The sequence below is a fragment of the Paenibacillus beijingensis genome, from assembly GCF_000961095.1.
Classification (GTDB): Bacteria; Bacillota; Bacilli; order Paenibacillales; family Paenibacillaceae; genus Paenibacillus_O; species Paenibacillus_O beijingensis.
In genome coordinates, this window is sequence record NZ_CP011058.1 from 1,015,044 (window position 1) to 1,040,683 (window position 25,640).

21 protein-coding genes are annotated in these 25,640 nt (G+C 50.7%); 7 read left to right on the forward strand and 14 right to left on the reverse strand.

Going from position 1 to position 25,640, the window contains the following annotated elements:
• Positions 1 to 86 precede the first annotated feature (86 nt).
• The 4 genes from VN24_RS04730 to VN24_RS04745 all read left to right on the forward strand — a co-directional run bounded on the left by VN24_RS04730 (position 87) and on the right by VN24_RS04745 (position 6,900).
• On the forward strand, positions 87 to 2,315 hold the full coding sequence (locus VN24_RS04730) for a GDYXXLXY domain-containing protein (protein WP_045669473.1): 2,229 nt from the start codon (positions 87 to 89) through the stop codon (positions 2,313 to 2,315).
• Positions 2,316 to 2,453: 138 nt separating this feature from the next.
• Positions 2,454 to 5,084 carry a PAS domain S-box protein gene (locus tag VN24_RS04735; RefSeq protein WP_045669474.1) on the forward strand — a complete coding sequence of 877 codons (2,631 nt, stop codon included), beginning with the start codon at positions 2,454 to 2,456 and terminating at the stop codon, positions 5,082 to 5,084.
• 137 nt (positions 5,085 to 5,221) lie between these two features.
• Complete coding sequence (locus tag VN24_RS26185) at positions 5,222 to 6,016, forward strand: copper amine oxidase N-terminal domain-containing protein (RefSeq protein ID WP_052702793.1); 795 nt, start codon at positions 5,222 to 5,224, stop codon at positions 6,014 to 6,016.
• Between the two features lie 29 nt (positions 6,017 to 6,045).
• Positions 6,046 to 6,900 (forward strand): DMT family transporter, encoded by an 855-nt coding sequence (locus VN24_RS04745; RefSeq protein ID WP_045669475.1) that lies wholly within the window; start codon positions 6,046 to 6,048, stop codon positions 6,898 to 6,900.
• Positions 6,901 to 7,075: 175 nt separating this feature from the next.
• On the opposite strand, the gene VN24_RS04750 is transcribed toward VN24_RS04745, so the two are convergent.
• The 3 genes from VN24_RS04750 to VN24_RS04760 form a co-directional block, all read right to left on the reverse strand.
• Positions 7,076 to 7,510, reverse strand: coding sequence for a hypothetical protein (locus VN24_RS04750; RefSeq protein ID WP_045669476.1), 435 nt, complete (start codon positions 7,508 to 7,510; stop codon positions 7,076 to 7,078).
• Between the two features lie 117 nt (positions 7,511 to 7,627).
• Positions 7,628 to 8,110: a hypothetical protein gene (locus tag VN24_RS04755; RefSeq protein ID WP_045669477.1), complete on the reverse strand. Its 483-nt coding sequence runs from the start codon at positions 8,108 to 8,110 to the stop codon at positions 7,628 to 7,630.
• A 153-nt stretch (positions 8,111 to 8,263) separates the two neighbouring features.
• Positions 8,264 to 8,458 carry a hypothetical protein gene (locus tag VN24_RS04760; protein ID WP_045669478.1) on the reverse strand — a complete coding sequence of 65 codons (195 nt, stop codon included), beginning with the start codon at positions 8,456 to 8,458 and terminating at the stop codon, positions 8,264 to 8,266.
• Between the two features lie 258 nt (positions 8,459 to 8,716).
• Between VN24_RS04760 and VN24_RS04765 the strand changes: the two genes are divergently transcribed.
• Positions 8,717 to 9,424, forward strand: a complete 708-nt coding sequence (locus VN24_RS04765; RefSeq protein ID WP_238590828.1) for an SIMPL domain-containing protein — start codon at positions 8,717 to 8,719, stop codon at positions 9,422 to 9,424.
• A gap of 536 nt (positions 9,425 to 9,960) precedes the next feature.
• On the opposite strand, the gene VN24_RS04770 is transcribed toward VN24_RS04765, so the two are convergent.
• From VN24_RS04770 to VN24_RS04805, 8 genes are all read right to left on the reverse strand, one after another.
• Positions 9,961 to 10,713 carry a glycerophosphodiester phosphodiesterase gene (locus tag VN24_RS04770; RefSeq protein ID WP_045669479.1) on the reverse strand — a complete coding sequence of 251 codons (753 nt, stop codon included), beginning with the start codon at positions 10,711 to 10,713 and terminating at the stop codon, positions 9,961 to 9,963.
• Positions 10,713 to 11,642 (reverse strand): tetratricopeptide repeat protein, encoded by a 930-nt coding sequence (locus VN24_RS04775; protein ID WP_045669480.1) that lies wholly within the window; start codon positions 11,640 to 11,642, stop codon positions 10,713 to 10,715. Before VN24_RS04775 ends, VN24_RS04770 begins: the two co-directional genes overlap by 1 nt.
• Positions 11,643 to 11,648: 6 nt before the next feature.
• Complete coding sequence (locus VN24_RS04780) at positions 11,649 to 12,467, reverse strand: inositol monophosphatase family protein (RefSeq protein WP_158453648.1); 819 nt, start codon at positions 12,465 to 12,467, stop codon at positions 11,649 to 11,651.
• A gap of 167 nt (positions 12,468 to 12,634) precedes the next feature.
• Entirely contained in the window at positions 12,635 to 13,480 is an 846-nt protein-coding gene (locus VN24_RS04785; RefSeq protein ID WP_045669482.1) for an ABC transporter permease, read from the reverse strand.
• Positions 13,477 to 14,646: an extracellular solute-binding protein gene (locus VN24_RS04790; RefSeq protein WP_045669483.1), complete on the reverse strand. Its 1,170-nt coding sequence runs from the start codon at positions 14,644 to 14,646 to the stop codon at positions 13,477 to 13,479. Before VN24_RS04790 ends, VN24_RS04785 begins: the two co-directional genes overlap by 4 nt.
• Positions 14,647 to 14,664: 18 nt before the next feature.
• Positions 14,665 to 15,702 (reverse strand): ABC transporter ATP-binding protein, encoded by a 1,038-nt coding sequence (locus VN24_RS04795; protein ID WP_045669484.1) that lies wholly within the window; start codon positions 15,700 to 15,702, stop codon positions 14,665 to 14,667.
• A 32-nt stretch (positions 15,703 to 15,734) separates the two neighbouring features.
• Positions 15,735 to 16,559: an ABC transporter permease gene (locus VN24_RS04800; RefSeq protein ID WP_045669485.1), complete on the reverse strand. Its 825-nt coding sequence runs from the start codon at positions 16,557 to 16,559 to the stop codon at positions 15,735 to 15,737.
• Positions 16,560 to 16,877: 318 nt separating this feature from the next.
• Positions 16,878 to 17,897 (reverse strand): LacI family DNA-binding transcriptional regulator, encoded by a 1,020-nt coding sequence (locus VN24_RS04805; protein WP_045669486.1) that lies wholly within the window; start codon positions 17,895 to 17,897, stop codon positions 16,878 to 16,880.
• 358 nt (positions 17,898 to 18,255) lie between these two features.
• Here VN24_RS04805 and VN24_RS04810 point away from each other — a divergent pair, with 358 nt between their 5' ends.
• Complete coding sequence (locus tag VN24_RS04810; RefSeq protein ID WP_045669487.1) at positions 18,256 to 18,681, forward strand: SRPBCC family protein; 426 nt, start codon at positions 18,256 to 18,258, stop codon at positions 18,679 to 18,681.
• A 5-nt stretch (positions 18,682 to 18,686) separates the two neighbouring features.
• Complete coding sequence (locus tag VN24_RS04815; protein WP_045669488.1) at positions 18,687 to 19,058, forward strand: ArsR/SmtB family transcription factor; 372 nt, start codon at positions 18,687 to 18,689, stop codon at positions 19,056 to 19,058.
• Here VN24_RS04815 and VN24_RS04820 read toward each other — a convergent pair.
• The 3 genes from VN24_RS04820 to VN24_RS04830 form a co-directional block, all read right to left on the reverse strand.
• Positions 19,035 to 20,324 (reverse strand): MFS transporter, encoded by a 1,290-nt coding sequence (locus tag VN24_RS04820; protein ID WP_238590829.1) that lies wholly within the window; start codon positions 20,322 to 20,324, stop codon positions 19,035 to 19,037. The genes VN24_RS04815 and VN24_RS04820 overlap by 24 nt on opposite strands.
• 412 nt (positions 20,325 to 20,736) lie before the next feature.
• Positions 20,737 to 23,229, reverse strand: coding sequence for a PfkB family carbohydrate kinase (locus tag VN24_RS26795; RefSeq protein ID WP_082084177.1), 2,493 nt, complete (start codon positions 23,227 to 23,229; stop codon positions 20,737 to 20,739).
• A gap of 74 nt (positions 23,230 to 23,303) precedes the next feature.
• Positions 23,304 to 25,574 (reverse strand): GH32 C-terminal domain-containing protein, encoded by a 2,271-nt coding sequence (locus VN24_RS04830; RefSeq protein ID WP_045669489.1) that lies wholly within the window; start codon positions 25,572 to 25,574, stop codon positions 23,304 to 23,306.
• Between the last annotated feature and the right edge of the window lie 66 nt (positions 25,575 to 25,640).

The following is a 25,640-nucleotide window of genomic DNA, read 5'->3' on the forward strand; positions in this document are numbered from 1 at the left end:
CTAGATTACAGAAAGTACTACTAGGAGCTAATCCGCTTCCCGCTTATAATGATGTACATACGACATGGAAAGGTACGTGAAAAACGATGCTTCGTCTAAATATGATCCGAATGGGGTTTCTGCTCGGCGTTTCGCTAGTGCTTGCGGCGATTATTTATTTCTTTGCCGCCAATTGGAGCGGACTGGACCGGATCGGGAAAGTGATTGCCGCTGCCGGACTTGTCGTCTTGTTTTACGGCACGTCGCTTGCTTTCAGTAAATTTCGCGTGATGCCTGAAGCGCACGCATTCCTTTCGAATACGTTCCTTATCGGGGGCTGTATTTCATTCGGCGTCGCCGCTGCGCTGCTCGGCCAAATCTATAACTCCCACGCGGACAGCTACGGCTTGTTTCTCGTATGGGCGATCCCGGCGCTGCTGCTTGCCTGGATTACCCGGTATCATCCGTTCATCCTGCTTTCGTATGCGCTGATTCACCTTGCGTTATGGTTTTATTTCTTTCCAACCTCGCTCAATATCGATTACAGCGATGGAAAAACGATGCTCATCGGAGGCATGTTCGCGCTCATCAATCTCATCCTGTTCGTGCTGGCCGAAATGAAGCGTTTGGCAATTGCGCCGTTAAAATTTGTAAGCTTTATCATTTTCCATATATCGCTGCTGCAGCTGACGAACTCGTTCGAATTTGAAGACGCGGGTTTGGTCATGAATATCCCTTGCGCCGCCGCCATCGGCTTCGGATTCTATTATTTCATCCGCATCCGGTTGAATAAGATGTACGTCACCCTTAATGCGCTCGCCGCATCCGCATTTGCGGTGTTTAAATTTGTCGAACTTGCGAACAGTTACGCGTCCTCAGCCTTCTTCGTATTCGGACTGGTTTTTGTCGCTCTTTTGCTCACGGGAAACGTGCTGTTCTTCCGGTACCTGAACCGGCTCGGCGCGCAGCCGTCCGAAGCGGGAGAAACGACTCCGGACACGGCTTCGGACGATCGAAGCAGCGACATTGTCAGCAAAGCCGTATCGACGATCGTTACGGTAATCGGGGTCATTATCGGCAGCATTTCGCTCGTCGGACTCGTGCTGTTGGTCTGGGAAAATGACAATCCGCAGGTTGTGTTATACGTGCTGTCGCTGCTGTTCGTTACTCCGATGATTGTGCTGAACCGGTTGAACCCGGTCATCCGGTACACCTTGCTTACGATCGGCTATATTGCCGGCATCGTCGCCGTCGTCTGGGATGACAGGCTTGCATTATCTTTGCTGTTTCTGATCCTGTCCATTGCCGGCTGGCTGCGCCTGCAAGGAACGATCCCGCATTTTTTCACATATGCGCTGCTAAATCTCAATATCGGGATCATTTTTAGCCAGGTGCTCGAGACATCGGATCGTGAATACGTCTATGCTATCCTGCTGCTCGCGATCTTGAACGCGGCTTTGTACGCTTCCCGCTCCCGTCTGCCGGAAGGTCCGCTAAAGACGCAGCTCAAGACGAGCGGACTGTTTTTCACCTTGCTGTTCCTGTTCTGGCTAACTTTTTTCGATGACATTTTCCCTTATTCGTACGCCTTCTTCAATGTCGTCTATTTCGGTGCGGTTACGCTCTTGCTGTTCTTGTTCCTGCGCCGCAGCCAAGCAGCCGATGCCGCCATCAGTTTGGCGTTCTGGTTCGTGTTCATCGCTTTCAAATACTACGATTTGTTATGGTCGCTGCTCGACAAATCGGTCACACTCGCCGTCTTGGGCATCGTTACCCTAACCGTTACTTATATCATAGCGCGGCGGACGGGCACGGACGGCGAGAATGGGGAACGCGGCAGCTTCATGCGCCAAAGCCCCGTGCTGATCGCGCTTGTCGTTATTTTACAGCTCGCGTTTCTCGGGTATCAAACGGCCAAAAGCGAGAGCTTGCTCGCAAACGGCGTTTCCATCAAGCTTGAGATGGCCCCGCTCGATCCGAGATCGCTGCTTCAGGGCGATTACGTGTTGCTCAATTACGTCATATCGACTCCGCCGGACTCCGCCGCCAAAGAGCTCGCGAACCGCAGCAGCCGCAGCAAAGTGAAAGTGGTGCTTGCGCCGGATCAAAGAGGCGTTCACGTCTTTAACCGCTTGTACAAAAGCGGAGAGGCGCTGGAGGAAGGAGAAGTTGTCATCAACGGCAAGCTCAGCAGCTCGTTTTCGATCCATTACGGCATCGAGACCTATTTTGTGCCGGAAGGAACCGGGATAGAAACGCAGCGCGATGCGCGCTTTGCTTACATTAGGATCGGAGCCGGCGGCGACGCGCTGCTGGAAAGGCTGGCGAAACAGTAATTTACGGTACGGGAGGGGCTGGATGCCTCTCCTGTTTTTTCATTTGATTGCCGGCCGGCCGCAAAAAGGACTATTCATTTGACGATCGCAGAACTAAAATGAAAAGAATAGAAGATCAATGGAACGGAGGTGCTTGGCATGCGGAATGTCGAGATCGACCCGAACGTTTTCTTTGAACAAGTGTACACCCACGCTCCGATCGGCGTCGCTTTGCTTTCGGTCGATGGAATGTGGATCAAAGTGAATCCGGCGTTATGTCGGATCTTGGGATATTCGCAAGAAGAACTGATGACCCTGACTTTTTCCGATATTACCCATCCGGAGGATAAGGAGCGGAACATCACCCGCCGCACGGAAATGATGGAAGGGCTGTCTTCGTTATATGAAACGGAAAAGCGCTATATCGGCAAAAACGGAAATACGATTTGGGCTTCGCTGCACGTTTCTCTCGTCCGCGATGAGACGCACGGCACCCCCTTATATTTTATCGCCCATATAATTGATATTTCGGAGAAAAAAGCGACCGAGCAGAAGCTGCTGGAAACCGAACAATTGTATCACTTGATTTCCGATAACGCACTCGATATCATTTCGTACATTACGCCGGACGGCATCACCCGCTACATCTCCCCTTCCGTCCGGGATTTGCTCGGCTACGAGCCGGAGGAGCTGATCGGCCGGACATCGGTTGAGCTCCACCATCCCGAAGATTTGGAACGAATCAAATCCGGCACGCATTCGGATCAGCATCTGTTTACGTATCGCGTCCGGCATAAAAACGGAAATTATATTTGGTTTGAAACGACGACCAAAATCATACGCGATGATCAGGGCAACGTCCAAAAGGTGCTCGGGATCGGCCGCGACATTACGGAGCGGAAGAAATACGAGGATTTTCTGGCTGAAGCCCAGCGGATTGCAGCGCTTGGCAGCTGGGAATGGGACATTCAGCAGCATCGAATTTCGTTGTCCGAAGAAATTTACCGCATTTTCGACCTGGACCAAAACTCCCCTGTACCAAGCGACCTGAAGTTTCTTATCCATCCAAGCGACCGGGAGCGGTTCTCGGAAAACATCGATCAGGCATTGAAAGGCCACAATTTCAGTGCCGAATTTCGCCATCTGCAGTCCGATGGGTCTGTCAAGTATTTGAACATCCGCGCATCGGTCACATTTAACGATGAAGGCGTGCCCGTCAAAATGAACGGTACGACCCAGGATATTACCGAGCGCAAGCTGGCCGAAATGAAACTGCAGGAGAGTGTGGAACGTTATACGTCGCTCAAAAAATACAATCACGACGCCGTCATTTCGCTCGATCTGCAGGGCAGAATCATCAACACAAACGAAATGGCCGAGCGGCTGACCGGATACAACGTACGGGAAATGTCCGGCATGAACATCGCCCGGCTGATCGGCGTCCATAACCGGAACGCCATTCTTTCCGGCTCGATAAACGATGCGAATGCCGAACGGAACATGAATCAAATCCGGCATAAAGACGGCCATCATGTCGAAGTGCTGACGTCGATCGCCCCGATTATCATTCATCAGGAGAACGTCGGGTTTTATATCATTGCCAAGGACATTACCGATCAGAAACAGCTGATGATCGCCAAAGAAGCGGCCGAAAAGACGAATCAGGCCAAAAGCGAGTTTCTGGCGATGATGAGCCATGAGATCCGCACGCCGATGAACGGAGTAATCGGCATCACCGATCTGCTGCTGACGACCGATCTGGACAGCGAGCAGAGAGAGTACGTCGAAATGATTCAAAAGAGCGGCAATTCGCTGCTGAAAATTATTAACGACATTTTGGACTTCTCCAAGATTGAATCGGGCAAGACGGAGTTAATGGAAGAGCCGTTCTGTGTAAAGGAACTTGTTGCCGAAGCGCTGAAAATCTTTTTGCCGAGAGCAATTGAAAAAAACCTGAATCTGAAGGTGACGGTCAGTCCGGATGTTCCAAGTCCATTAGTCGGGGATTCGCAGCGACTTAGACAAGTGCTGATGAATTTGATCGGCAACGCCGTCAAGTTTACCTTCAGCGGCGGCGTCGACGTCGCGGTGGACGTCGATTCGGATGCGCAAGGCAAGGCGGAGCTGCGGTTTAGGGTCCGGGATACCGGTATCGGCATTCCGGCCGAGAAGCAAAGCCAGCTGTTTGAACCTTTTTATCAATTGGATCATTATATGACCCGCCGAACGGAAGGAAGCGGACTCGGGCTCGCGATCAGCAAGAAGCTGGTGGAACTGATGGGCGGAACCATCTGGATTGAACAGACGGACGGTCCCGGGGCGGTGTTCGTATTCACGGCTAGCTTCCAGAGCAAACGGATGGAAAGAGCCCATCTGCAGGATCGGCATCACGATTCTGAGCCGTTTCCGAAACGCCTCAACATTCTCATCGCCGAAGATAACGAAATCAACCAGATTGTGCTGAAAAAAATGGTGCAAAAGCTCGGTCATTCGGTAAGTCTCGCTGAAAACGGTACGGAGGTTGTCCGGGCGGCGGCAACCAGGCCGTTTGACATGATCTTTATGGACATTCATATGCCGGTCATGAACGGGCTGGAAGCGGTCAAAGCGCTGCGGGACACGCTGCCGGCGGATAAACGCCCGTTCATTGTAGCGGTCACCGCAAAGGCGCTTAAAGGCGACCGCGAAACATGTCTGGCCGCCGGCATGGATGAATACATCAGCAAGCCCGTTCAAAGCAGCGTTGTGTCCGATATTATCGACCGGTTTCATCAATCTCTTTTGGCATAAATCAGAGGCGTAAATTATAGCGGAAGTCCTCCCTGCGCTCCGCAGCTGGCCGCAGAAGCTGCATCGGTCAACTCCGGATGCGAATTGACGCGTCTTCTGCGGCATTAGGAACGACAGCTTAAACGGAGGTGTTTTTGATGAAGATAAAAAAAATGACGCTGTCCGTCTGTGCGGCTGCAGCACTGCTTGGCGCTGCGCCCCTTCATTCGCAATCGGCGTATGCCGACGCCCCGGCGGAAACGCCCGTGCTGCTCAAAGTGAACGGCTATTACGTCCTGTATACGTCTCCGCAAGCGCCTTATATCGATCATCATAACCGCTTCATGATTCCGCTTCGCTCCATCAGCGAGCTGCTGGGCGCCAAAGTCACCTATAACGCCGCTGACAAGACGGCCGTCATCGCAATGGACGGGAAGCAGGTCGCGTACCGCAGCGGCTCCAAAACGTTGACCGTGAACGGCAAAACGTCTATTATGGATACGGTTCCCGTCTACTACCGAGATTCGATGTTCATCCCGCTGGGAACGCTGACTGCCGGTCTCGGCATCCAAAGCCGCTGGAATCAGTCGGACAAGCTGTATACGCTGACGGGCGACAAGCTTATGTCTACGGAAACGATCCGGCGCTTAGAGCAATCGGGCAGCGGCGAAGGTCCGGCGAACGGCGCTGCCGCCTTCGTGCCCAAATTTTATACGTACGATCCGAAAAAGAAGACGGTTACGATTCGTTCCAAAAATGTCTCTGGAGCCGCTGTGCCGGAAGGTGAGGAAGATATCCACCCTTATTTCCTTTATGAGCATTCGGTCCAGTTCGATCCTATGGAACGGCCGCTTTCCGCCGTGCGGAAAAACGGGTATCGCGAGACGACATGGACGCTGTCCCCGGCCGACACCGGCGGTAAACCAGAGAAGCTGCTCTACATTTTGGCCTAACAATTCAACCGAGAGGATTTCGAACCTGGATGAAGCGTGGAATTGCACTACTAGTTATTGCAACGATTTTATGGGGCGGCAATTACATCTGCGGCCGGTATTTGGCCGATGCACTTCCGCCTACTTTGCTGAACACCGTCCGGTGGGGCATATCGACCGTTCTGCTGGCTGGTCTGCTCGCTCTGAATAAGAAACGGCTGCCGGTCTTTGCGAAATGGAAGGAATTGATGCTGCTTGGCTTTTTGGGCACCTTCGCTTTTTCCATGTTAACGTACCTTGGACTGAGAAGTATAAGCGCATCCCAAGCCGGCATGATATCGGCCGGGATACCGATTGCGATTTTGTTGTTCACACCGCTTGTGCTGAAGGAGCAAATCCGGGGAAAATCATGGCTCGGAGCTTTCCTCTCCATTGCGGGAGTCATCGTTCTTTTTCAAGGCAAAAGCGGTTCGGCTTCCCATGCTTCGTTTGTCGGTGATATCGAAATTATGCTCTCATGTGTCGCATGGGGACTGTACACCGTTTTCGGCAAACGCTTCGGTAAAACGATCGATCCGTTGACGATGACCGCCGGTGCAGCGCTGTATGGAACGTTGTTCAGCGCACTCAGCTGCATCGGCACGGTGAAGCCGGAGATGATTCATATGACCGGCACGGCATGGCTCTGCCTCGCATATGTCAGCACGCTCGCATCCGTAGGCGCTTATTTGGCATGGACCGCCGGCGTGAAAGCGGTCGGAGCCGGCCGCGCAGCGCCGTACATTAACCTGCTGCCCGTATGGACAGTCGTATTCGGCGTCCTGCTGCTGGGCGAGCACGTTTCTTGGGTATCGTTAAGCGGCGGAGTGTTAACGATTATCGGGGCGGTTGTCGCAAGTCTGTAATGGCGATAAACGTTAATCGAGCGAGGATATATATGAAAAAGGGTAAGATTAACTTACCCTCTCTTAAATCATGTCCTAATACTCTTTTTTTGTTGTTGAGCACCCAATGAGGCCTTTAATATTTTCAACCGAATTATCCTGCCCATTAAGCCAATACCGCATTTCGCTTAATTCGCTAATTCAAATTCGTAAGAGACCTCATTTCCTCGACAACCAATTCGATTCGCTTGTCGTCAGGCGAACCTTCTGTGACATAAAATAATAATACATTCGCGACCTGGTATCTATTGTGCGGAACGACTGATGCTGCCGCTGTTTTTTCTTCGAAATCCTTAATTCCCTTTTTAGCCTCACGACTGGAGGGGTAGACGTAAATGCTGATTAACTGACCTTCATTAATAGTGAAAGCTTGAGGTGAGACCTCGTTTAAAGTCCTTAAAAATACGTTTTCCGGGTGCAATCCTGTGGGCTCCGTTAACTGAATCCCGGGTTTCTCAAATAAGTCTAAAATTTGAGCTGAAGAAAGTATTTTCTCATGAGTTGAGCTAACTGTTTGACATCCCACAATAACAAGGCAGATTGCCATCAATGTTAATAATGATTTTTTCACTATAGGCCCCCCCTTTTTTCCTCCAAAATCAAGGACGTTAAAAAAAGAGGAAATGTTACACTATTCTTCCCGTTGTCCAACAAAGCTTCTACGTTTGAGTTTAAAAAGGTTCTTTCATTACTTGCGAAAAGTGGACTGGTATAGTATCGCACCATCTTTAGAAAGACCAATCAATTCAGCATTATCATATTCCCATTGCAAATACCAAATAGATTTTTTGGGTTCAAGTATTGTGGCTTCAATAACCTCGCCGTACTCTTTCTGTAATTGCACTTTCGCAATTTCTCCGTCATTGATTCGCCCAAACAAAATTTCGTCATCTGCTCCTTTATTGATTAGACCAAATGAAATTGAATCATTATCGACGATGTTGTTAGAACTTACTACATTCCATCTATTACCTTCTGGCGATAGCTGGGCGGCACCAACACTTTGTTTTTCCCTGTACAAGATAACAATTCCTTTTTGTATCTTTATTTCGTGTAATATTTCGGCACTAGGATGAGCATCACGAAAAGCTTCTTCATATGTTTTTGTTCCACAAGCATATAATAAAGTTGTTACCATTAATATTATCGTTATGGTTAAATATTTTCGCATTCACTTACCCCTTCATTTATCAAAGTTTAAATTAGCCCTTGTATTTATAACTGTTCAACATTCCTGCCAATTCGTAGTGCAGAGGAAATACAAAAAGACGGCTGCCGAAGCAACCGCTTTTCACGATGGAATTCCGTTACGAAAACAAATTCTTCATTGTTTTTCTTGACCTTTTTTAATTTCTGACAAAAGTTCAATGATTTTTTCATTTTGTTCAGCTTGAAACTCTAGCCTAGTCACAATTTCAGAACTTTCAATTCCCTTTCTAACCGCTGCGATAATTATCTCATATAAAATGAATAGCCCAATAACATAAAAAATAATATTTATGACTACTGCTTCCCCCAACTAAAATCACTCCATCAAGTACATTGATTGTTATATCAGAGCACATTTTATTTACTGCCGTAGCGTAACGAGGTTGCCAGGATCGATACATCCAAACTTACTTTCCTACATTATACCATGTATTGAATTATAATCCTTCCTCTTTTTCTAACCCTATGGTTAAGTTATCCTGCCCACTCGATCCACAACGGCATGGAATGATCGCGCCAGGTCGTTAATACAATTTCTATACAATGAATGGGAAAGGTTGTTGCGCTTATGTATTATTCTCATCCGTTATCTTCACCCGCTATGACGGCTCCTCTCTTTTCTCACAGTAACCGACCATCGATTGAGGTTACAGGGGAAGGAACCGTTTCAGCGGCTCCGAACAAAGCCATTATAGTTCTGGGCGTAATAACGGAAAGCCCGAGTCTCTCCACCGCCCAAAGTGAAAATGCCTCCGCCGTAACAAATGTAATTAACGCTTTGTTAAGACTAAACATTCCGAGAGAACAGATTCAAACGGTCACTTACAGAATCGAAATACAGTACAATTATGAGGATGGAACTCAAATTTTTAGAGGCTACCAGGTTACGCATCTGCTTCAGATCACGATAGATCGTGTTGAGCAGACGGGGCTTGTTGTCGATACGGCTGTCAATAGCGGAGCGAATTTCGTCTCAAGCATACGATTCACAATTGCAAATTCCGAAATATACTACAACCAGGCTCTGTCGACTGCCATTCAAAATGCCGGAAACAAAGCCAACACCATTGCAAGAACGTTAGGCGCAACGCTGGTTAGAACCCCTGTAAAAATAACGGAGGAAACCCGGTTTATAGAACCGCCGATACCTTTTCAAGCCTCGCTGCTGACAGAAGGCGCAGCCATTCCGACTCCGATCCAACCGGGGGAACTGGAAATCCGCGCCGTAGTAAGAGCTCAGTATACATTTTTTGATCGTTCGTTTCCATCCTATTGACACTTATTGAAGTTTCACACTTCGTATGCAGTTCTGACAACTATCTCGGAGCCCAGCACAGACAAAAAGGTTACTCTGCCCGTTTAGGCACAACGAGGCTGCCGATTCTTAGCTATTTTCACAATTTCCATATTTCAGCACATTGCCCATCCTAGCAAAGAGTCGCCCCGATAGGACGACTCCGCATCACGATTTCTCATCATTAAGTTCGAGAATAGGACAGCACCCAACACACGCCGTTTCGGTCGGTAACGATGTCCAGCAGTCCGTTTAAACGCAGCTTCGTACACTTCCGAATTAATGTCCCGCCGGCCGCAAATTCTTCGTAGGTCCTTCGGAACGCTTCCTCCGTCGATTCTCAAGAAGACTCTCACGTAATCGCCTTTCAGTACCGGCTTTGCCACCTGAGTATCGGCAAACTTAAGGGTTGCCCCCTTTCATGCAGGTCCGCGTTAAGCACCTCTTCCCCTTGCTTGCGCAGAATCGCAATCTCGCCGCCAAAAACGCTTTGATAGTACCTGATTTTCAGATCTTTATCATGATCCCAGACTATGTTTAAGCTCGGCCAATACGGACACATTCCGGGTCGTGATGGAATATACTCCCTTCCCGATAAAGGTCTTCATCCCTTCCCTGTCGTCTACTGTCCACACACAGACAGGAAGACCTCGTGAAGCTGCGTATTCGAGCAATTCCGAGCTGACAAACCGATAATGGATGTTGATCCCCAAGCAAGAAGCGGCCATTGCCTCTTCACACGTGGCGATGACTGCCTCCTTATAATCCAAAGCAAGGAACAAATCGGCGTTGGCATTTAAGAGCTTCTTCAGCTCAGGGCGGAATCGATTTACCAATAAAGCCCGCTCTTTCTCACACCCGGACAAAATAACCTGATCCAGCATTCCATACTGAGTCACCAAATATGCAGACGCTTCAATACTGTCGTCGGTTTTCAAGTCTAAATTGGCCATTTTGTCGGAAGCCTGAAGAAGCTTCAACATATCTTCCAATTTACAGAGCCCGTGAAGTCGGCCGTCATTTCCATGAGCTTTGATTTCAAGCTCCGATAATTCTTTGAAATCGTGTTTGGAGATAAGATATTCCCCGCCGTCAACCGTATAAATCGCATCATCGTGCGCAAGAACAGGTATTCTATCCTTCGTAACACGGATGTCGTCTTCGATGATATCCGCCCCGGCTCGAATCCCTGCTTCCACAGAGAGGAGCGTATTATCCGGCGTTTTCATACACCCGGTGTGAGCGGTGATGAACGGGAAGCGTCCGGCCATCAGGAGTTCTCCTTGTTGCGCGATATATTCCAATATCGTTCCGGCCACTCCATCTTGGGATGAAAATTATAGAGCAGGCCATGCGTACAGATAACGGAGTTGACCCAGCGGGTTTTAAACATAAGCGGTTTCTTCTCAAGCCAATCAAGCGGGTCTACGACATCGGGAAATTCAAGGTATTGATCAAAAGTGCCTTCAAATCCTTTCGGCCAAAACCGCTTTAACGGGTGCTCAGGCACTCTTCCCCCGGATTTGACATGCTCGTAGGTTTGCTTCATCCATTCCAGTAAGGTTACATTTGTCAAGGTTTCCGTCATGGACTCCCAGCCTTTGAGCAAAGAACCGTGTTTTCCCCATTCAACTCGTACAATCGGACGTTGTTGATTATTCCTCGCTTCCTCTACGGCAGCATCCGATTGGATGACTCTGCTGTGGAAGAACGTCATGACTCGAGTTACCGTCTCTTCTTCGCGGTCATACTCTACCCAAATCTCTTCATGATCGCAGGGCTCGCCATCATCGGGAAAATCGAAATCGTCCTCCCAGAACAGGTGATAGCCAATCAAGGGCTGTTCCGGATGATGCACCGCCACGACATCTTTTAATGGAAAGCACTCTCTCGGATTTACACGTAACTCGGGACAAAATTTTTTGATCCGTCTTTCCTCGTCCGGAGTGAGCGGCTGCAGCGGATCTTGATCCAGCACACGGCGATACTGTTCAGCCGCGCGGCGCAAGTTCCCATCCAGATGGAGGTATTCCGCCTGCCAAGCCGTATAGAAAAGATTGTCCGGATCCGCTTTTTTCAGCAGCTCCAGCTGGTCGATGGCTATGCGAAAATAGTCCGTCTCTGAGATTTTTCCATTCGATACAAATTGGATCAATTCCTTTTGTGCATAAGAAAACTCATGTCTATAAATATGAAACATAGCTTCTCATTCCTTTCTCAAGAGTTCTAACAGCTCATTATGGACCTTTCCATTAGAAGCTACCAAGGTATCATGATGTAATTGATAAGGAGTCCCATTCCTTGTCGTTACTGCCCCGCCCGCTTCACTTAAGATCAGAACGCCGGCCGCCGTATCCCACGGGTGTAACCCTCCATGCCAAAAGCCGGTCAGACGCCCCATTGCAATCCAGCAAAGATCTAGGCTGGCCGCCCCAATCAAACGCACATTTCTGCAGCTTCCTGTGAACCGATCGATCTCTTGCACTAATTGCGAACCCCGCTTCCAATCAGTAGCTTGAAATCCTGTAGCGAGAAGCGCATCGTCGACCGTCTGTTCATTTCCAACCCGAAGAGGACTTCCATTTCGGAATGCCCCGAGGTTCAGGGATGCATAAAACAATTCATCAGTTAACGGATTGTATACTACCCCAATGATCGGTTTCCAATCCTTGACCACCCCGATGGAGACAGCATAATGAGGAATGCCGTGAATGAAATTGGTCGTTCCGTCAATCGGATCAATGATCCAGCCATAGCCGGATCCTTTCGATAACAGTGCTTCATAAGAATTCGATCGACCCGTGTCTTCTTCGGATAATATCCAGTGATCTTCATATTCCTGTTCGATGATTCGTTTGATTAACGCCTCGCTTCCCTTGTCCACATCCGTAACCAAGTCGGAAGCATTCTTCTTTTGTTCGATATGTCCCATGTTCAGCTCATGTTCGCGTATATATTGTCCCGCTTTCTTGGCATATTCTATGGCCGATTGAAGCAGCTGTTCGTTCAAATCTTGTTCGTTCAATTCAATTCACCTTCAATGTTTGTCTTTTGATTTACATCTTGGGCACGCCAATCGAAGGCCGACTGCTTCTCGTCCATTGTACAAGAATGAACAGCGACGAAAATTAAATCGCTAAATCGGTGATCGCTGAAGATGGAAGTTGTACACCAGTCCATTGATTCTTAGGCTCATGATAGCTTTGCGTTCTCTTCTTTGATCATGCTGTGGATATAGAAATACCCCATCGCGGAGCATAGAATGAACGTAAAGAAAGCGACCGCCGCAGCCAGTTGTCTATCTTGGAAGACGCCGAAAATTTGCTCCATGGACACGCCCAGCATTTGCGGCGCATTGGCGCCGATAAGAAACGGGGCCGTAAATGAACCGATGATCCCCATAAATACAAACGTGACAGCCACGAGCATCGTTCTGTAGGTAAGGGGCAGCACGAACCGGAAAAATATTCGCAAGCCGCCGGCCCCGACGTCCTTCGCGCTTTCGATAATCGAGTTCGGCACCCCGGCTAAAGCGGAACTGAGCAGCATCGTCGTAAAAGGAATATTAAACCATAAATTGGCGATAATAATTCCCTTCATGTCGAAAATGATGCGCGGCAACGGCCCCGCATGAGCCATGAGCAAAAGGCGGGCCAACCAACCGTGGTTGCCCAGCAGCTGGATCAATCCGTATGTTGCGATCACGGACGGGATAAAGATCGGGATCATGTAGGTTTCACGGATTATTTTCGCCACAATGCCGTTATGGAATCTCATATAAGCGGCCAGCGCATAGCTGATGATCAGAACAAGGATGACGGAAATGATTGTTACTTTCAAAGTGAACAGGATGTTTGACCGCATCAGCTTATCGGTAAATAAATAGGCATAATTGGACAAATCGTAGCCGCCGGTCTTGTTGGTCAAGCTTTCTTTAAAAGAAATGATGATCGGAATAACGACGATGACGACCAGCAACAAAAAAGAGGGGAATACCATAAGTAACCCCAGTATCCCCCTTTTCACCTGCTTGCTCATTGGGCAGCGACTTCACTTTGCCAGCGTTTGTTCACTTCTTTGTCCAGCGCGCCGATATTGAACGTGCGGTATCCGGATGCTGTGCTTTTTAAGGCGTCCTGCACATCTTGCGGCATATTCGAAATCTGAATGCCCGGGAAGCCGTGCAAGCTGTTGACGACAACGGATTGCGCTTCCGGAGACAGCACATAGTTCAGGAATTTATAGACCGCTTCTTTCTTCGTCGACAGCTGGTTCACCATCAAAAAGGCGGGACCACCGTTAAATCCCGGGGTGATTTGGGCCATTTTGATCGAATTCGGCAACTGGCCTTTGGATACTTGATCAAGAACCATATCGGACCATGCCGGAATCATGTCAACTTCGCCGCTGGCCAGCAAATCGAGCGTTCCTTGATTTTTCTTCGGGTAAACGCCATTGCCGTACACATATTTTCCAAGTTCCTTCAATGTTGCAATGCCTGGATCCCATTGCTTCACCATGCTTGGATCGGAATTATGAAACGCATCGGCAGGCAACGTTTTATAGAGAGACGTCGTTACAAAAGAGTTTCCGGAACCGCCGGTGGACGGATCGTTATAAGCGAATCTTTGCGGATTCGCCTTGATCCAGGCGTACAATTCATCCAGATTGGCCGGAGGAGTCTTCACTTTGTCGCTGTTATAAGCCAGTACTACGGCAGAGGCGCGATACGGAACCGCCATATTCGCGACATCCTTCATCGTCGCAGCATCTACTTTGCTCAAATTCGGAATTTTATCGGTGCTTAATGTATCCCACAAGCCGTCATTTTGGCCGCGCGTCACAGCACTCAGAGCATCTTCATAGATATCGATATCTCCGGAGCCTTTATTCGCTTGTTTGGCCGCAACAATGCGGTCATAAGTGGGTTGAGCTCCTGTACCTGAAGCAGTGAATACCAAATTAACTTTCACATCCGGGACTTGCTCCTCGAATTTCGGGATGACCGTATTCCAGAAATCCTTCACGTTTTGCGAGCTTGTCACATAAAGAGAAATCTCCGTCGGCTTCGCAGACGCGGTTGCGTTAGCGGAACTTGAATTTGCTGATTCTGCAGGTGCATTGCTGCTGCCGCAGCCGGATAAAATAGCGCCTGTGACGGTAAAAAGGGTTGTAAGCATAATGGCTGTTTTCTTGCTGAACATATTGAAATTCCTCCTTGATCATGTTTGGGATTCCGGGAAAGTTAATGCTTTTGCAAAGCTGATACTTACTTCTTGGCCTTTATGAAGCTCTTTGACAAAATCGCGCGGCTGAAATGACCGAATGGTTCCATGCTCCTGCAAGTGGATGGACACTTCAGCGTAATGACCCAGCACCATAATTTGACTGATCGTACCTGGAAGACCTTGTTTCTCTTTGCCGTTTACGATTACATCCTCAGGGCGGACCGCCAGTTTTATGTTCCCTGTAAGCCGTTTGGAATTGGGGAATGTTAGTTGTCCCACGATCACCCGATCGGATGCTACCACCCCCTTAATAAAGTTCATTTTACCGATAAATTGCGCTACGAAGAGCGTTTCGGGTTCATCGTAAATATGTTGCGGGGAGGCAATCTGCTCGATGTTTCCATGGTTCATGACGACGATGCGATCGGAAATCGACAGCGCCTCCTCCTGATCATGGGTTACAAACACCATCGTCAGGCCGGTACTCGCCTGGATCTCCCGCAGCTCTTCTCTCATCTCGTGCCGAAGCTTGGCATCGAGTGCGGAAAAGGGCTCGTCCAGCAGCAAGACGGCCGGTTTCAGCAGCAGCGATCTGGCAACTGCGATCCGCTGCTGCTGGCCTCCGGACAGCTGAGTCGGATATTTGCGCTCCGCCCCAGGCAAACGGACGAGCTTCAGCACCTCGGATATCGCTTTTTCCATCTCAGCCTTCTTCATCTTTCGTATTTTTAAGCCGAACGCCAAATTTTCGTAAACGGTCATATGCGGCCAAAGGTTGTAGCCTTGGAACACCATGGAAGTTGGGCGTTTTTCCGGGGGAACCTTAATAACGCTTTTGCCTTCAATGAGAATATCCCCGGAATCCGGTTCGAGAAACCCGCCAATGCTGCGCAGCACTGTCGTTTTGCCGCAGCCGGACGGACCAAGCAGCGTAATCAGTTCCCCTTTCTTTACATCGAGGTTGATGCCTGTTACACCCTCCCCCGTTTTATAGCGCTTCGCCAGCTGTTGAATGGAAAGTTGAATGCCCATATTGGCCCCCTTTTTTTCTATCGATATTGCCGTCATTTGATTTGGAATCCGCTGGCCATAATATCCGCGCTGACAAATCGCTTTGCGGCGAGCAGCAGAATGATCGTAGGCGCCGTTAAAATGATTGAAAATACTGCCCCGGCATATGCAGGATAATCGGCGATGATCGAGTACATGATGATCGGCATCGTTTTATAATTGGGGATACCGACAAGAAATGTGCCCTGCGCCTCATCGAGCGAATTCAGGAAAGTAAATATCGAAGCGACAAAAATGCCCGGCATCGCCATCGGAAGCGTGATGCTGCGGAATACTCGGAACGGACTCGCACCCACATCCCTTGCCGACTCTTCCTGAGCCGTATGAACATTGCGGAAGGCTGCCGTTGGAATCCAGGTCATATACATGAGCACGTTGATCATATGAATCAACACGACCCCAACCATCGTGTTCATTAAGTTCAGCTTGTAAAACAAAACCGCAATTGTTACATACAGCCCCATTTTCGGAAAGGCGTGTGTGAGCAGAAACGAGAACAAAAAGAAGCGGCTTAGCGGGAAACGAATCCGGGCAAACGCATAGGCGGCCGGAATACAGAGAATAATCGATAGTCCTGTCACTATGAAAGCGATAATAAAGGACAAACCAATCGATTTGGCGACATCCTCTTGTTGAAACACAAACGTCCACCATTTCAACGACCACTCCTGCGGAAGCACGTCAGGGTAGTTCCATTTGCCGGTAAATGCCAGAATGGCCAGGTTCAACAACGGTCCTAGGAAGAAAATTACAAATACAACGAGGATGATGAATTCGACAATTTTCCGGGGACCTATAGCTTTTAAGTACCAATTCATTTCAGCAGACCTGCTCCTTCAATCCAATTTTTTTGCATTTGCCAATTGCCGAACGATCAGCTTTGGCTCAAGCTTTATATTGCGAACGGGAATTGGCTCTTTTCAAATGAATTTATTCAGAATAAACGTGACGAAATTGTGGGAACGGTACCACATTATGCAAAAATAAATATTGTCAGTCGCTTGTTAAACAACGCAATCGGGGAACGTTCCCACATTCTGTGCTTAGCGCTTATCTTTCTTTTGTTTCACACATTAATATTAGGTCTGAAATGTTAGCGGGATATAAACTCTATTTTAAGGTTAAGTAAATAACCATCATCTATTATATCCCTTTGTAGATTCGCGAACGATTAACCGCTGCTCGTATTCGATAAGTCTCGGCTTTACATGTTCGTTATTGATTAACTGTCCAAGTAATGTAACTGCATCTTCGCCCATTCTTAACTTGTCCACATGAACCGTCGTCAAAGGAGGGTATGCCATCTCAGAATAATCGATGTTGTCGAAGCCGGCGACAGCCATTTGATCGGGAATTCGGACCCCTTTTTCCAATAAAGCCTTCGTGGCGCCAAGCGCCAACATGTCATTGGTGGCAAATAAGGCCGTTGGTTTCCTGTTTGAGAATTGCTCCAAGCTCTGGGTCAGACCCTTGTAACCGTCGGCAAACATTGAGGTAGGCGAAAAATAAGTCATACCAGGTTGGACTTCGCATCCCAATTCGCTCATTCTTTCGCAAAACCCCCGGTATCGCAATTGGTGACTTCGGTGTTTCTGAGGACCCGCAATGACGCAAACATTACGGTGACCCAATTCGTAGATATGGTCTGCCATCATTCTGCCGCCTTGTAAATCTTGATTCACAAGCTGAATAATGTCCTCTTTATCCGTCGTTCCGTTAACCATGACATAAGGCACTTGAGATTCATCGATATGTCTGATAATTTCCTGATTTAAACGACTGATCAAAATCAGCCCGTCGACTCTTTTTTCAAACATAAAATCCGCAGAGCTTAACGACATTTCCATGTCGGTTGTCACAAAGACAGAAACATTCATGCTTTCCGCTTTCATTAATATGGCATCCAGTATTTTCCCGTAAAAAGGATGGGATGCAATGGGATGATATTGGCGATAGATGATGACCCCAATCGTATTTGTACGCTGCGAAACCATTGCCCTTGCGACACCGTTCGGTTTATAGTTAAGCTCCTTGATAGCGTTTAATACTTTAGCATATGTTTCTTTGCTGGCATATCCTTTTCCCGATATAACCCGTGAGACCGTTGATTTTGAAACACCTGCCGCTAAGGCAATATCTTTAATCGTATTGTTCAATCGTCTCTCCTCGGCTTTCAAAATTTGACTAACAAATTAGCTCCGCAAAGGGTTAGCAAAGTAATTGCTAAAATATAGTATACAACTCTCTTCTTCTTCTTGAAAACATAAAGATTAAATTGCTTGATTATCCAACTAACTCAGGATAAGTAGCGGTTGAAACGATAACAACGGGAATCCTCGCCTATTCTAACATTATTTTTATATCGGACACAGCCGTTTGACACTCCGGTCAGCCGTATCGTATAATCCAATACGAAACCATTTGGTTTCATTTTAGGCATAACAAGTACGGCCGCTCATCTTTGAATGCGCAGGAAATTTACTAATGAAGATTAACGTGGTGGAGGGATAAGGCATGGAAAATCGTACGCAGGAAGCACTGCCGGATATTCGGAAAACTCAAATTTTCAAGGCGCCCATCGGCAAAGTATGGGACGCCGTTGCGACATCGGAAGGAATAGCCATCTGGTTTATGCCCAATGATTTTCAGCCCGAGCCGGGCTATGAATTTCATCTGAACGCCGGACCGTTCGGCATGTCCCCCTGCAAAGTAACGGAGCTCGATCCGCCTAACCGCTTATCGTTCCGTTGGGGCAAAGATTGGACGCTTACGTTTGAATTGAAGGCGCTCGGCGATCAAACCGAGTTTACGCTCATTCATTCCGGATGGAATGCCGCCTCCGTGACGGAAGCCGGCGAATCGCACGCGATTGTACGCGACCGCATGAATCAAGGCTGGGCCGGACTTGTGACCAAGCTTGGCGCATTCGTCGAGGCGTAAGGCGTATGAGCTCCGCTCCGAAGCATGATGTGTTTCAAGCGATCGCCGATCCTACCCGGCGCCGGCTGCTGCAGCTGCTTGCCGATCAGGAGCTTCCCGTCACCGTCATCAGCGGCCATTTTCCGATGAGCCGCACGGCCGTCTCCAAGCATTTGAACATTCTTGCCGAGGCGGGGCTCGTCAAAGAGCGGAAAATCGGCCGCGAACGGCGCTACAGGATGGAAACGGAACCGCTGCAGGAGCTTCGGCGGTGGCTTTCCTATTATGACCGCTATTGGGATAACAAGATGGCCGCTTTGCAAAAATTCGTAGAGTCCGGCTCAGGTGATGATCCCTCCGATCCGACCGGGCCTTCAGCTCCGAAAGCGGCGGAGTAGCGAAACTTTGGCGGAAGCGCCTGCACTCGGCCCGCTTACCTGCCTTTGCCTGCTGCCTGCGATGAACAGCAGCGTCCCGGCCAAAGCGCAAGCCGCCGCGATCATAAGAATAACCGTCAAGGAAACGCTGCTGGACAGCGACGTACTAAGGATCGGCCCGATCGAGCCGCGAATACCGAACAGCATCAGATGCAGGCCGAATACAACGGCTTCGCGGCCCGGAACGAGCCGGAACACAAAGGCCAAAATGCCGATATCCCATATCGCCTCGCCGATCCCCTGAATCCCGTTGCCGATTATAACGGCGGGGTAGCTGCCCCATAAGCCATAAAGCGCCGGTACGATGGCATAAGCTCCAATTCCGCACATCAGCGTATATTTAATGTCGAACCGGTCGAGCATCCTCCCGGCGATCAGAAAAGTCAGCAGCAATCCGATGTAATAGGCGATACGCGCATAACCGATCTGCAGATTCGTCAGCTGCAGCACATCGACCTGGATTATTTGGTAAATGGGACTGGCCAGCATATTGCCGAACCCGGCAAACGTCGTTGCGGTCAGAAACACGGCCAGCGTCCGGTTGCCGCGGACAAGGCTCCACTGCTCCTTGAAGCTGAAGGTTGCCTTTGTTGCGATTTTGGGACGCGTCTTGCGAAGCCGCATCGTGTTGAACAACAAAATGGAAGCGATACCGGCTGCAGAGGCTGCAATAAGCGGCCCTGACGTTCCGAATGCGTCCGCCCACAGGCCGACAATATAAGCGAGCGGGATCATGATGAGCCCCATTGCCATGCGGATATAACCCATCAGTCTTCCGCGCAGATCCGGCGGATACATGCGGGAGACGAGCGTCGCGTATGCGGGCGCTTGTATGCCCATCAGCATTTGAAACAGGAACATCGTCGCGACATAGACGGTCGGGTGCGGAAACAGCGCCGGCAGCAGAATAAGAAAGCGGCCGATCAGATTAGGCATGATGACGAACGGCTTGGGCCTGTCCGTCTTCTCGATCCAGCTCGCCCACAACGGCGAGAAGATAAGTCCGACCGCGGGCGCGGCGGCAAGCAGGCCGACCTGGGTATTCGTCGCTCCATGCTGAAGCGCAAACGGAAGGTAAAACTGATTGATCACGACATTGAACAGACTGAATAAGCAAGTAGCCCCCAGATCGACGCGGGCGTTAAGCCATACGCGGGGACTCATGATCATTCCGAACTTATAGAGCCTCGCCTTGGAACTGCGCTCTCTTATTTCCACTTTCCGCACCTGCAATTCTGCTTTGATGATAGCGCAATCAAGGCGCCTACAACATTGTAGCATAAGTAATAGGAAAATAGGGGGAAAATGTATGAAGCCGACCGGATCAAGATCCGAATCGGCTTCTTTCATGAGAACGGATAGAACGATCCTGAAAAACCGCCACCTATGCGGGTTGTTCATGGATGCTACGGGTTGTTCTTGGATCTAACGGAAGCAGTGGACGTTATTCCGCTCATTTTGTTCGATTTGAAAATCTAACGGAAGTATTGGACCTTATTTCTGTTTTTCGGTCTGAAAATAGACCATTTAAAATCGATTAAGAGCTGTCAGTTCCGTTAGATATCCAAATGGGCTCATAAATGCAAAATAAGAGCACAGAGTTCCGTTAGATAATCGAATGGTTTTTCGGAGCGATCTATTAGGATTGCCCGGCTGAAACGGCTTGTCTGGAATAAATGGAAGCGAGCGGATAGATCTTCATGGAAATCAGCTTGACCTGACCTTCCACCGCATACAGCTCCACTCCCTGGCTTGCGTCATCCGGGAAGATCAGATCGCTCATTACGGCTCTTCCGCCGCCGGCGAACACTTCGACCGACGACCAATCGACGAAAATATGCAGCTTGATCCTTCCCCCGTCGGGTTTCAGCGCGGCGTCATGCCGAACCGCAAACGCGGGCGAGAACGCCGATTCTCCGGAGGCGGTCCGGTCAATAAACAGCTTCTCCAGGGCAGCATCGTAGCCGACGACCGTTTCTTCGCTCCCCGACTTCCGCAGCTTGAGCCCGAACTCGGCAGCGCCGGCCAGCTCGAATTCAGCCTCCAGCTCGAACGCCTTGCCCTCCCAATCGATCGTTTGCGGGCGGTCCGGTCCGATTGCAAGCGCGGACCAGCCGAGCGGCGCCTCGCGCAATGCCGACAGCTCTTGTACCGGCTGCTGATAAAGACGGATGCCTTCATCCGTACGCTTAAGCGTCAGCACACGAGGGACCGTCATCGCGCTGCGCCAGCTTGTCGTCGGCGTAAAGTTCGCATATTTCCAGTTGCTCATCCAGCCGATCAGCAGCCGGCGGCCGTCTTCAGCCGGAACGTCCGACCAGGTGACACCGGCATAGTTGTCCCGCCCTTCATCCATCCAGATCACTTCATCATCGGCAAGATCACTGCTAAACGACTCGCCGTTGAAGTCGCCGACGAAATATTGGGTTCTCGATCCTTCCGGGCAATCCGGGCTGTCCCCGATGCTGACGAGCAGCACCCATTTGCGCTCGTGCGGGTGACCATCCACCGGAAGCTCGAACAGATCCGGACACTCCCATACGCCGTCATGGGAGCCTTCCGTCTTGCCGAATTCGCTGGCAAACGTCCATTCCCGCAAGTTGGGCGACGTATAAAAGCGGACATGATCGCCGGCGGCAAGCACCATGACCCACCTGCTGCTTTCGGCGTGCCAGAATACTTTCGGATCGCGGAAATCGACGATCGACTCATCGGACAACACCGGATTTCCGGCATACATCGTCCACGTTCTCCCTTTGTCCGTGCTGTAAGCCAGACTTTGCCGCTGTCTCGTACGTGACGTTGTGCCGGCGCCCGCATCCGCAGCCGTCTCGCTTGCTTGAACCGTGTCGTGATGGGTGAAAATGGCGACGAGGCCGGAGCCGCCGTCAAAAAATCCGCTGCTGTCATGCGCGTCCACGACGGCGCTGCCCGAAAAGATCATGCCGTTATGATCCGGCGCAAGCGCGACCGGCAGATGCTGCCAGTGAATTAAATCGGTGCTGACGGCATGACCCCAATGCATCGGTCCCCAGATCGTGCTCTGCGGATGATGCTGATAGAACAAATGGTACTCCCCTTCGTAATAGACCATGCCGTTCGGATCGTTCATCCAATTGGATGGAGGGGAAAAATGGTACTGCGGACGGTACTTTTCAACATATTCGGAAGCTTTCATATCCGGCAACAACACTCCTATCTCCGTTAAGGAAGGCATGGAGGGGATCGCGCCTTTGCGGGTGGTCGCAAGCGCGCCCGCCGCATTGGCGAACCGGCCGATCGCGATCAGTTCCTGCTCGCTCAAACGGCTGACTTCAATATCGCGCTCCAGAAGCCGATACAGAAAACTACCCAAAAACGCGTCTCCCGCTCCAGTCGTATCTATAGTATCCACGACAAATCCGGGTACCGTCAACCGGCTTTCTCCCCTGCGGATAAAACAGCCCTTCTCCGCCAACGTGACCAGAATAAGATCGGTCCCGTACGTATCCAGAAGCTGCTTCGTTCCACGAATCAAATCCGTCGTGCCTGTTAGAAATTCCAGTTCCTCTTCGGATATTTTTACGATATTTGCATACGTACAACCTGTGGCGATCATCGCCTTCGCATGCTCCGCCGTTTCCCATAACGGAAGCCGCAAATTCGGATCGAAGGAAATGAGCGCCCCCGCTTCCCTTGCAGCGGATACCGCTTGAATTGTCGCGGAAGCTGCAGGCTCATGCGTCAACGACAGCGAACCGAAATGAAAAATGCGGCATTCCATCACGAGCTCATCCGGAATGTCCTGTTTGCTGAGCAGCGTGTCGGCACCGGGGTTGCGAATAAAATCGAAGGTTCGCTCGCCGCTTTCGTCCAGATGAACGAACGCCAGCGTCGTTGCAGCCTTGCGTGCCGTACCAAGCCCCGTCGTATCAATGCCCGTTTCGCTCAGCGTCTTTCTCAGAAACGTTCCGAACGCGTCGTTTCCGACTTTGCCGATAAACGCCGTCCTCCTCCCTAGTCTGGATAAAGCCGCGAGCACATTGGCTGGCGCTCCTCCCGGGTTCTGCGCAAATAAAGGAATGCCTCCCTCTGACCGTCCGGCCGGCGTAAAGTCGATCAGCACCTCTCCCAAAGCCGTTACATCCACCATATCTCTCCACCATCCAATCTGTCTATTCGTCACGTCAATCGTCGCCGGCATTACGCTTGTATGACTTCGGCTCTTTATCCCTCCACAGCCCGAAACACCGGCCCCATGCTCCAAATGCGAATGCTCTCGACTTCAACGTTACCGTCCGCGAACAGCCGGATGCCATCGGCATCCGTCCTTGACGGATACGTGCGCGTCGTCAAGCTGGTCAGCCCGTTCGCGTACGCCTCGATCAGCGAGCGGTCCACTAAGATTCGCAGCTTCAGCGGTTCCCCGTTCAAAGCAATCGCCCCCTGCTGCACGCCGGACGGCCGTTCCCGGGAATCCAGCGATGACCTGCTGCGGTCTACCCCAAGCAGCTGCCGTTCCCGGTCGAAGAACAGCACCGTTTCCTCTTCGCCTTCCGGCGACCGGCGCAGCGAGATGCCGTATCGCTTTGCACCGCTGTCGCGGAATGCAATCTCGATATCCAACAGGTTGCCGCGGACATTCTGCAGCTGCCGGTTCGCTTCCTCCATGGTCACATCCCGCAGATCGAGCAGCAGACGCTCCCGCAGCTGCTTCGCTTCCTCAATCGGTTCAATGCTGAGCCTTCCGTCGCGGCGCAAGCTGAGCGATACCGGCATTCCGGCGGAGTGGGACCAGCCGCAATCGTAATCGATCTCCGGTGTCCGCTCCCCTTGGGCAATCGTGAAGAGCAGCGTTCGCCCGCTCACAGGGTCCACCATGCCGCTCGGACCGGTGAAATGGAAGTCTCCGACATCGATCAGCTGCGGCTGCGCCTCATCCGGGATAAAGCGCAGGCGCTCCCTGTCAAACGTGCCGATCCAGTAGTTCACGTCAGGCTTGGCGCCTTCCCCCCATGGACTGATCAGAAAAATATGTTTGCCCGTTTCCACCCCTTCGCATGCAAGCGGCAGCAGCACCGGCAGCTCCCAGACCGTGCCCAGATGAGGGTAGCTGGCATAATCGCTCGTGAAGAGCAGCCCTTCATACGTCCAGCTCTTCAGATCGGAAGACACGTAGACGAGCGCCGTGCCGCCGCCTTCTTCCACACCGCTGCCTACCAGCATAATCCAGCGGCCGCCGTCCTTCCATACGAACGGGTCGCGAAATTGGCCGAACAGCCCCATTCCCGGCTTCTGCTCAACAATCGGCTGCGCCTCTTTGTTCCAATACGGCAGATCCGGATTGCCGTCGATCGAATAGGTGCTTCTGGCGATGCCGACGCTCTGGTCCGGCGATCGTTTGTAATCGCCGGCTGTGAAGAAGAGCGCCGGCTGTCCGTTCTCATCGTAAGCGGCGCTTCCCGACCAGACGCCGTCAGGATCGATGCCGGCCTCCGGATACAAAGCCGGCGGCATATCCCGCCAATGCACGAGGTCGTCGCTCACCCAATGCCCCCAATGAATGTAATGCCAGAAAGGACCGTTCGGATTGAACTGATAAAACAGATGATAGCGGCCATCGAAATAAATCGGCGCATGCGGTTCATTCATCCAATGTCCGGGCGGATTCAAGTGAAACTGCGGACGATGCCGGTCATTGATGAACAGGCTTCGCGGGATAAGGCGGTCCTGCCCGGCGATGACAGGGCGGCGTCCGTTGTGCGGCTGCAAGTAGGAGTCGTAAGCATCCCTCACTTCCTCCGCGCTCATCACATAGTCGTATACCATCAGCTCATCGATCATTCCGTCAAAATGATTCATAATGAATGCTTCGGCGAGAACGTGACCGTGGTTGTTCCGTCCGATCATTAGATTTTCGCCGGAAGGCGAAATCGTCAAACCGGCGGGTACGGCTCGCGATGCAACTTCACTGCCGTTCAAGTACAGCTTCATGCTCGCCCCTTTCGGATCGAACACCGCAGCGACGTATGACCACTCGTGCCGCGGAAGCGTATGCTCGCGGCTCCACACCTCGGTCCATTCTCCTCCGAGTCCGAGCTGCAAGGACCACTCCCCGTGCCGGGTAACGCCCAGCAAATACCCTTTGGCTTGCTCGCGGTTGTGCTGGTTGACGATGGCGCCTAGACGGTTTTCAACGCCGAAATCGTAATGGCGCGGAGCGACCCAGACCGATATGCTCAAACCGTTCAGCGGCTGCCCGACTTTGTCCGATGGGCGTTCAATATAAGTGGAGTAGCCGTCGAAAAGTAATGCCGATCCCGAAATTCCCTCCCTCCATACCGGCTCTTGAGGAGGCTGGAACCTCCCTTTCCGCAGGGCGAATTCAATCTGATCCTCATTGCCGGCGGCCAGATCGACAGCCGTATGACCTTCTCCTTCGTCAAACGACCACCCGGCAATTAATAAACGGCGCCAATCGGCTGCAAATTGTGTCAACGGATTCGTACCTCCTGGGTCATAGCGGTCATGCCGGAACGAAATCTTTCGTTCCGGCATGCCGTG

Bases quoted from the DNA above. Each gene is read 5' to 3' on its own strand.
- VN24_RS04730 (WP_045669473.1), top strand. From the start codon at position 87: ATGCTTCGTCTAAATATGATCCGAATGGGGTTTCTGCTCGGCGTTTCG.
- VN24_RS04735 (WP_045669474.1), top strand. From the start codon at position 2,454: ATGCGGAATGTCGAGATCGACCCGAACGTTTTCTTTGAACAAGTGTAC.
- VN24_RS26185 (WP_052702793.1), top strand. From the start codon at position 5,222: ATGAAGATAAAAAAAATGACGCTGTCCGTCTGTGCGGCTGCAGCACTG.
- VN24_RS04745 (WP_045669475.1), top strand. From the start codon at position 6,046: ATGAAGCGTGGAATTGCACTACTAGTTATTGCAACGATTTTATGGGGC.
- VN24_RS04755 (WP_045669477.1), bottom strand. From the start codon at position 8,110: ATGCGAAAATATTTAACCATAACGATAATATTAATGGTAACAACTTTA.
- VN24_RS04765 (WP_238590828.1), top strand. From the start codon at position 8,717: ATGTATTATTCTCATCCGTTATCTTCACCCGCTATGACGGCTCCTCTC.
- VN24_RS04770 (WP_045669479.1), bottom strand. From the start codon at position 10,713: ATGGCCGGACGCTTCCCGTTCATCACCGCTCACACCGGGTGTATGAAA.
- VN24_RS04775 (WP_045669480.1), bottom strand. From the start codon at position 11,642: ATGTTTCATATTTATAGACATGAGTTTTCTTATGCACAAAAGGAATTG.
- VN24_RS04785 (WP_045669482.1), bottom strand. From the start codon at position 13,480: ATGAGCAAGCAGGTGAAAAGGGGGATACTGGGGTTACTTATGGTATTC.
- VN24_RS04790 (WP_045669483.1), bottom strand. From the start codon at position 14,646: ATGTTCAGCAAGAAAACAGCCATTATGCTTACAACCCTTTTTACCGTC.
- VN24_RS04795 (WP_045669484.1), bottom strand. From the start codon at position 15,702: ATGGGCATTCAACTTTCCATTCAACAGCTGGCGAAGCGCTATAAAACG.
- VN24_RS04800 (WP_045669485.1), bottom strand. From the start codon at position 16,559: ATGAATTGGTACTTAAAAGCTATAGGTCCCCGGAAAATTGTCGAATTC.
- VN24_RS04810 (WP_045669487.1), top strand. From the start codon at position 18,256: ATGGAAAATCGTACGCAGGAAGCACTGCCGGATATTCGGAAAACTCAA.
- VN24_RS04815 (WP_045669488.1), top strand. From the start codon at position 18,687: ATGAGCTCCGCTCCGAAGCATGATGTGTTTCAAGCGATCGCCGATCCT.
- VN24_RS26795 (WP_082084177.1), bottom strand. From the start codon at position 23,229: ATGGTGGATGTAACGGCTTTGGGAGAGGTGCTGATCGACTTTACGCCG.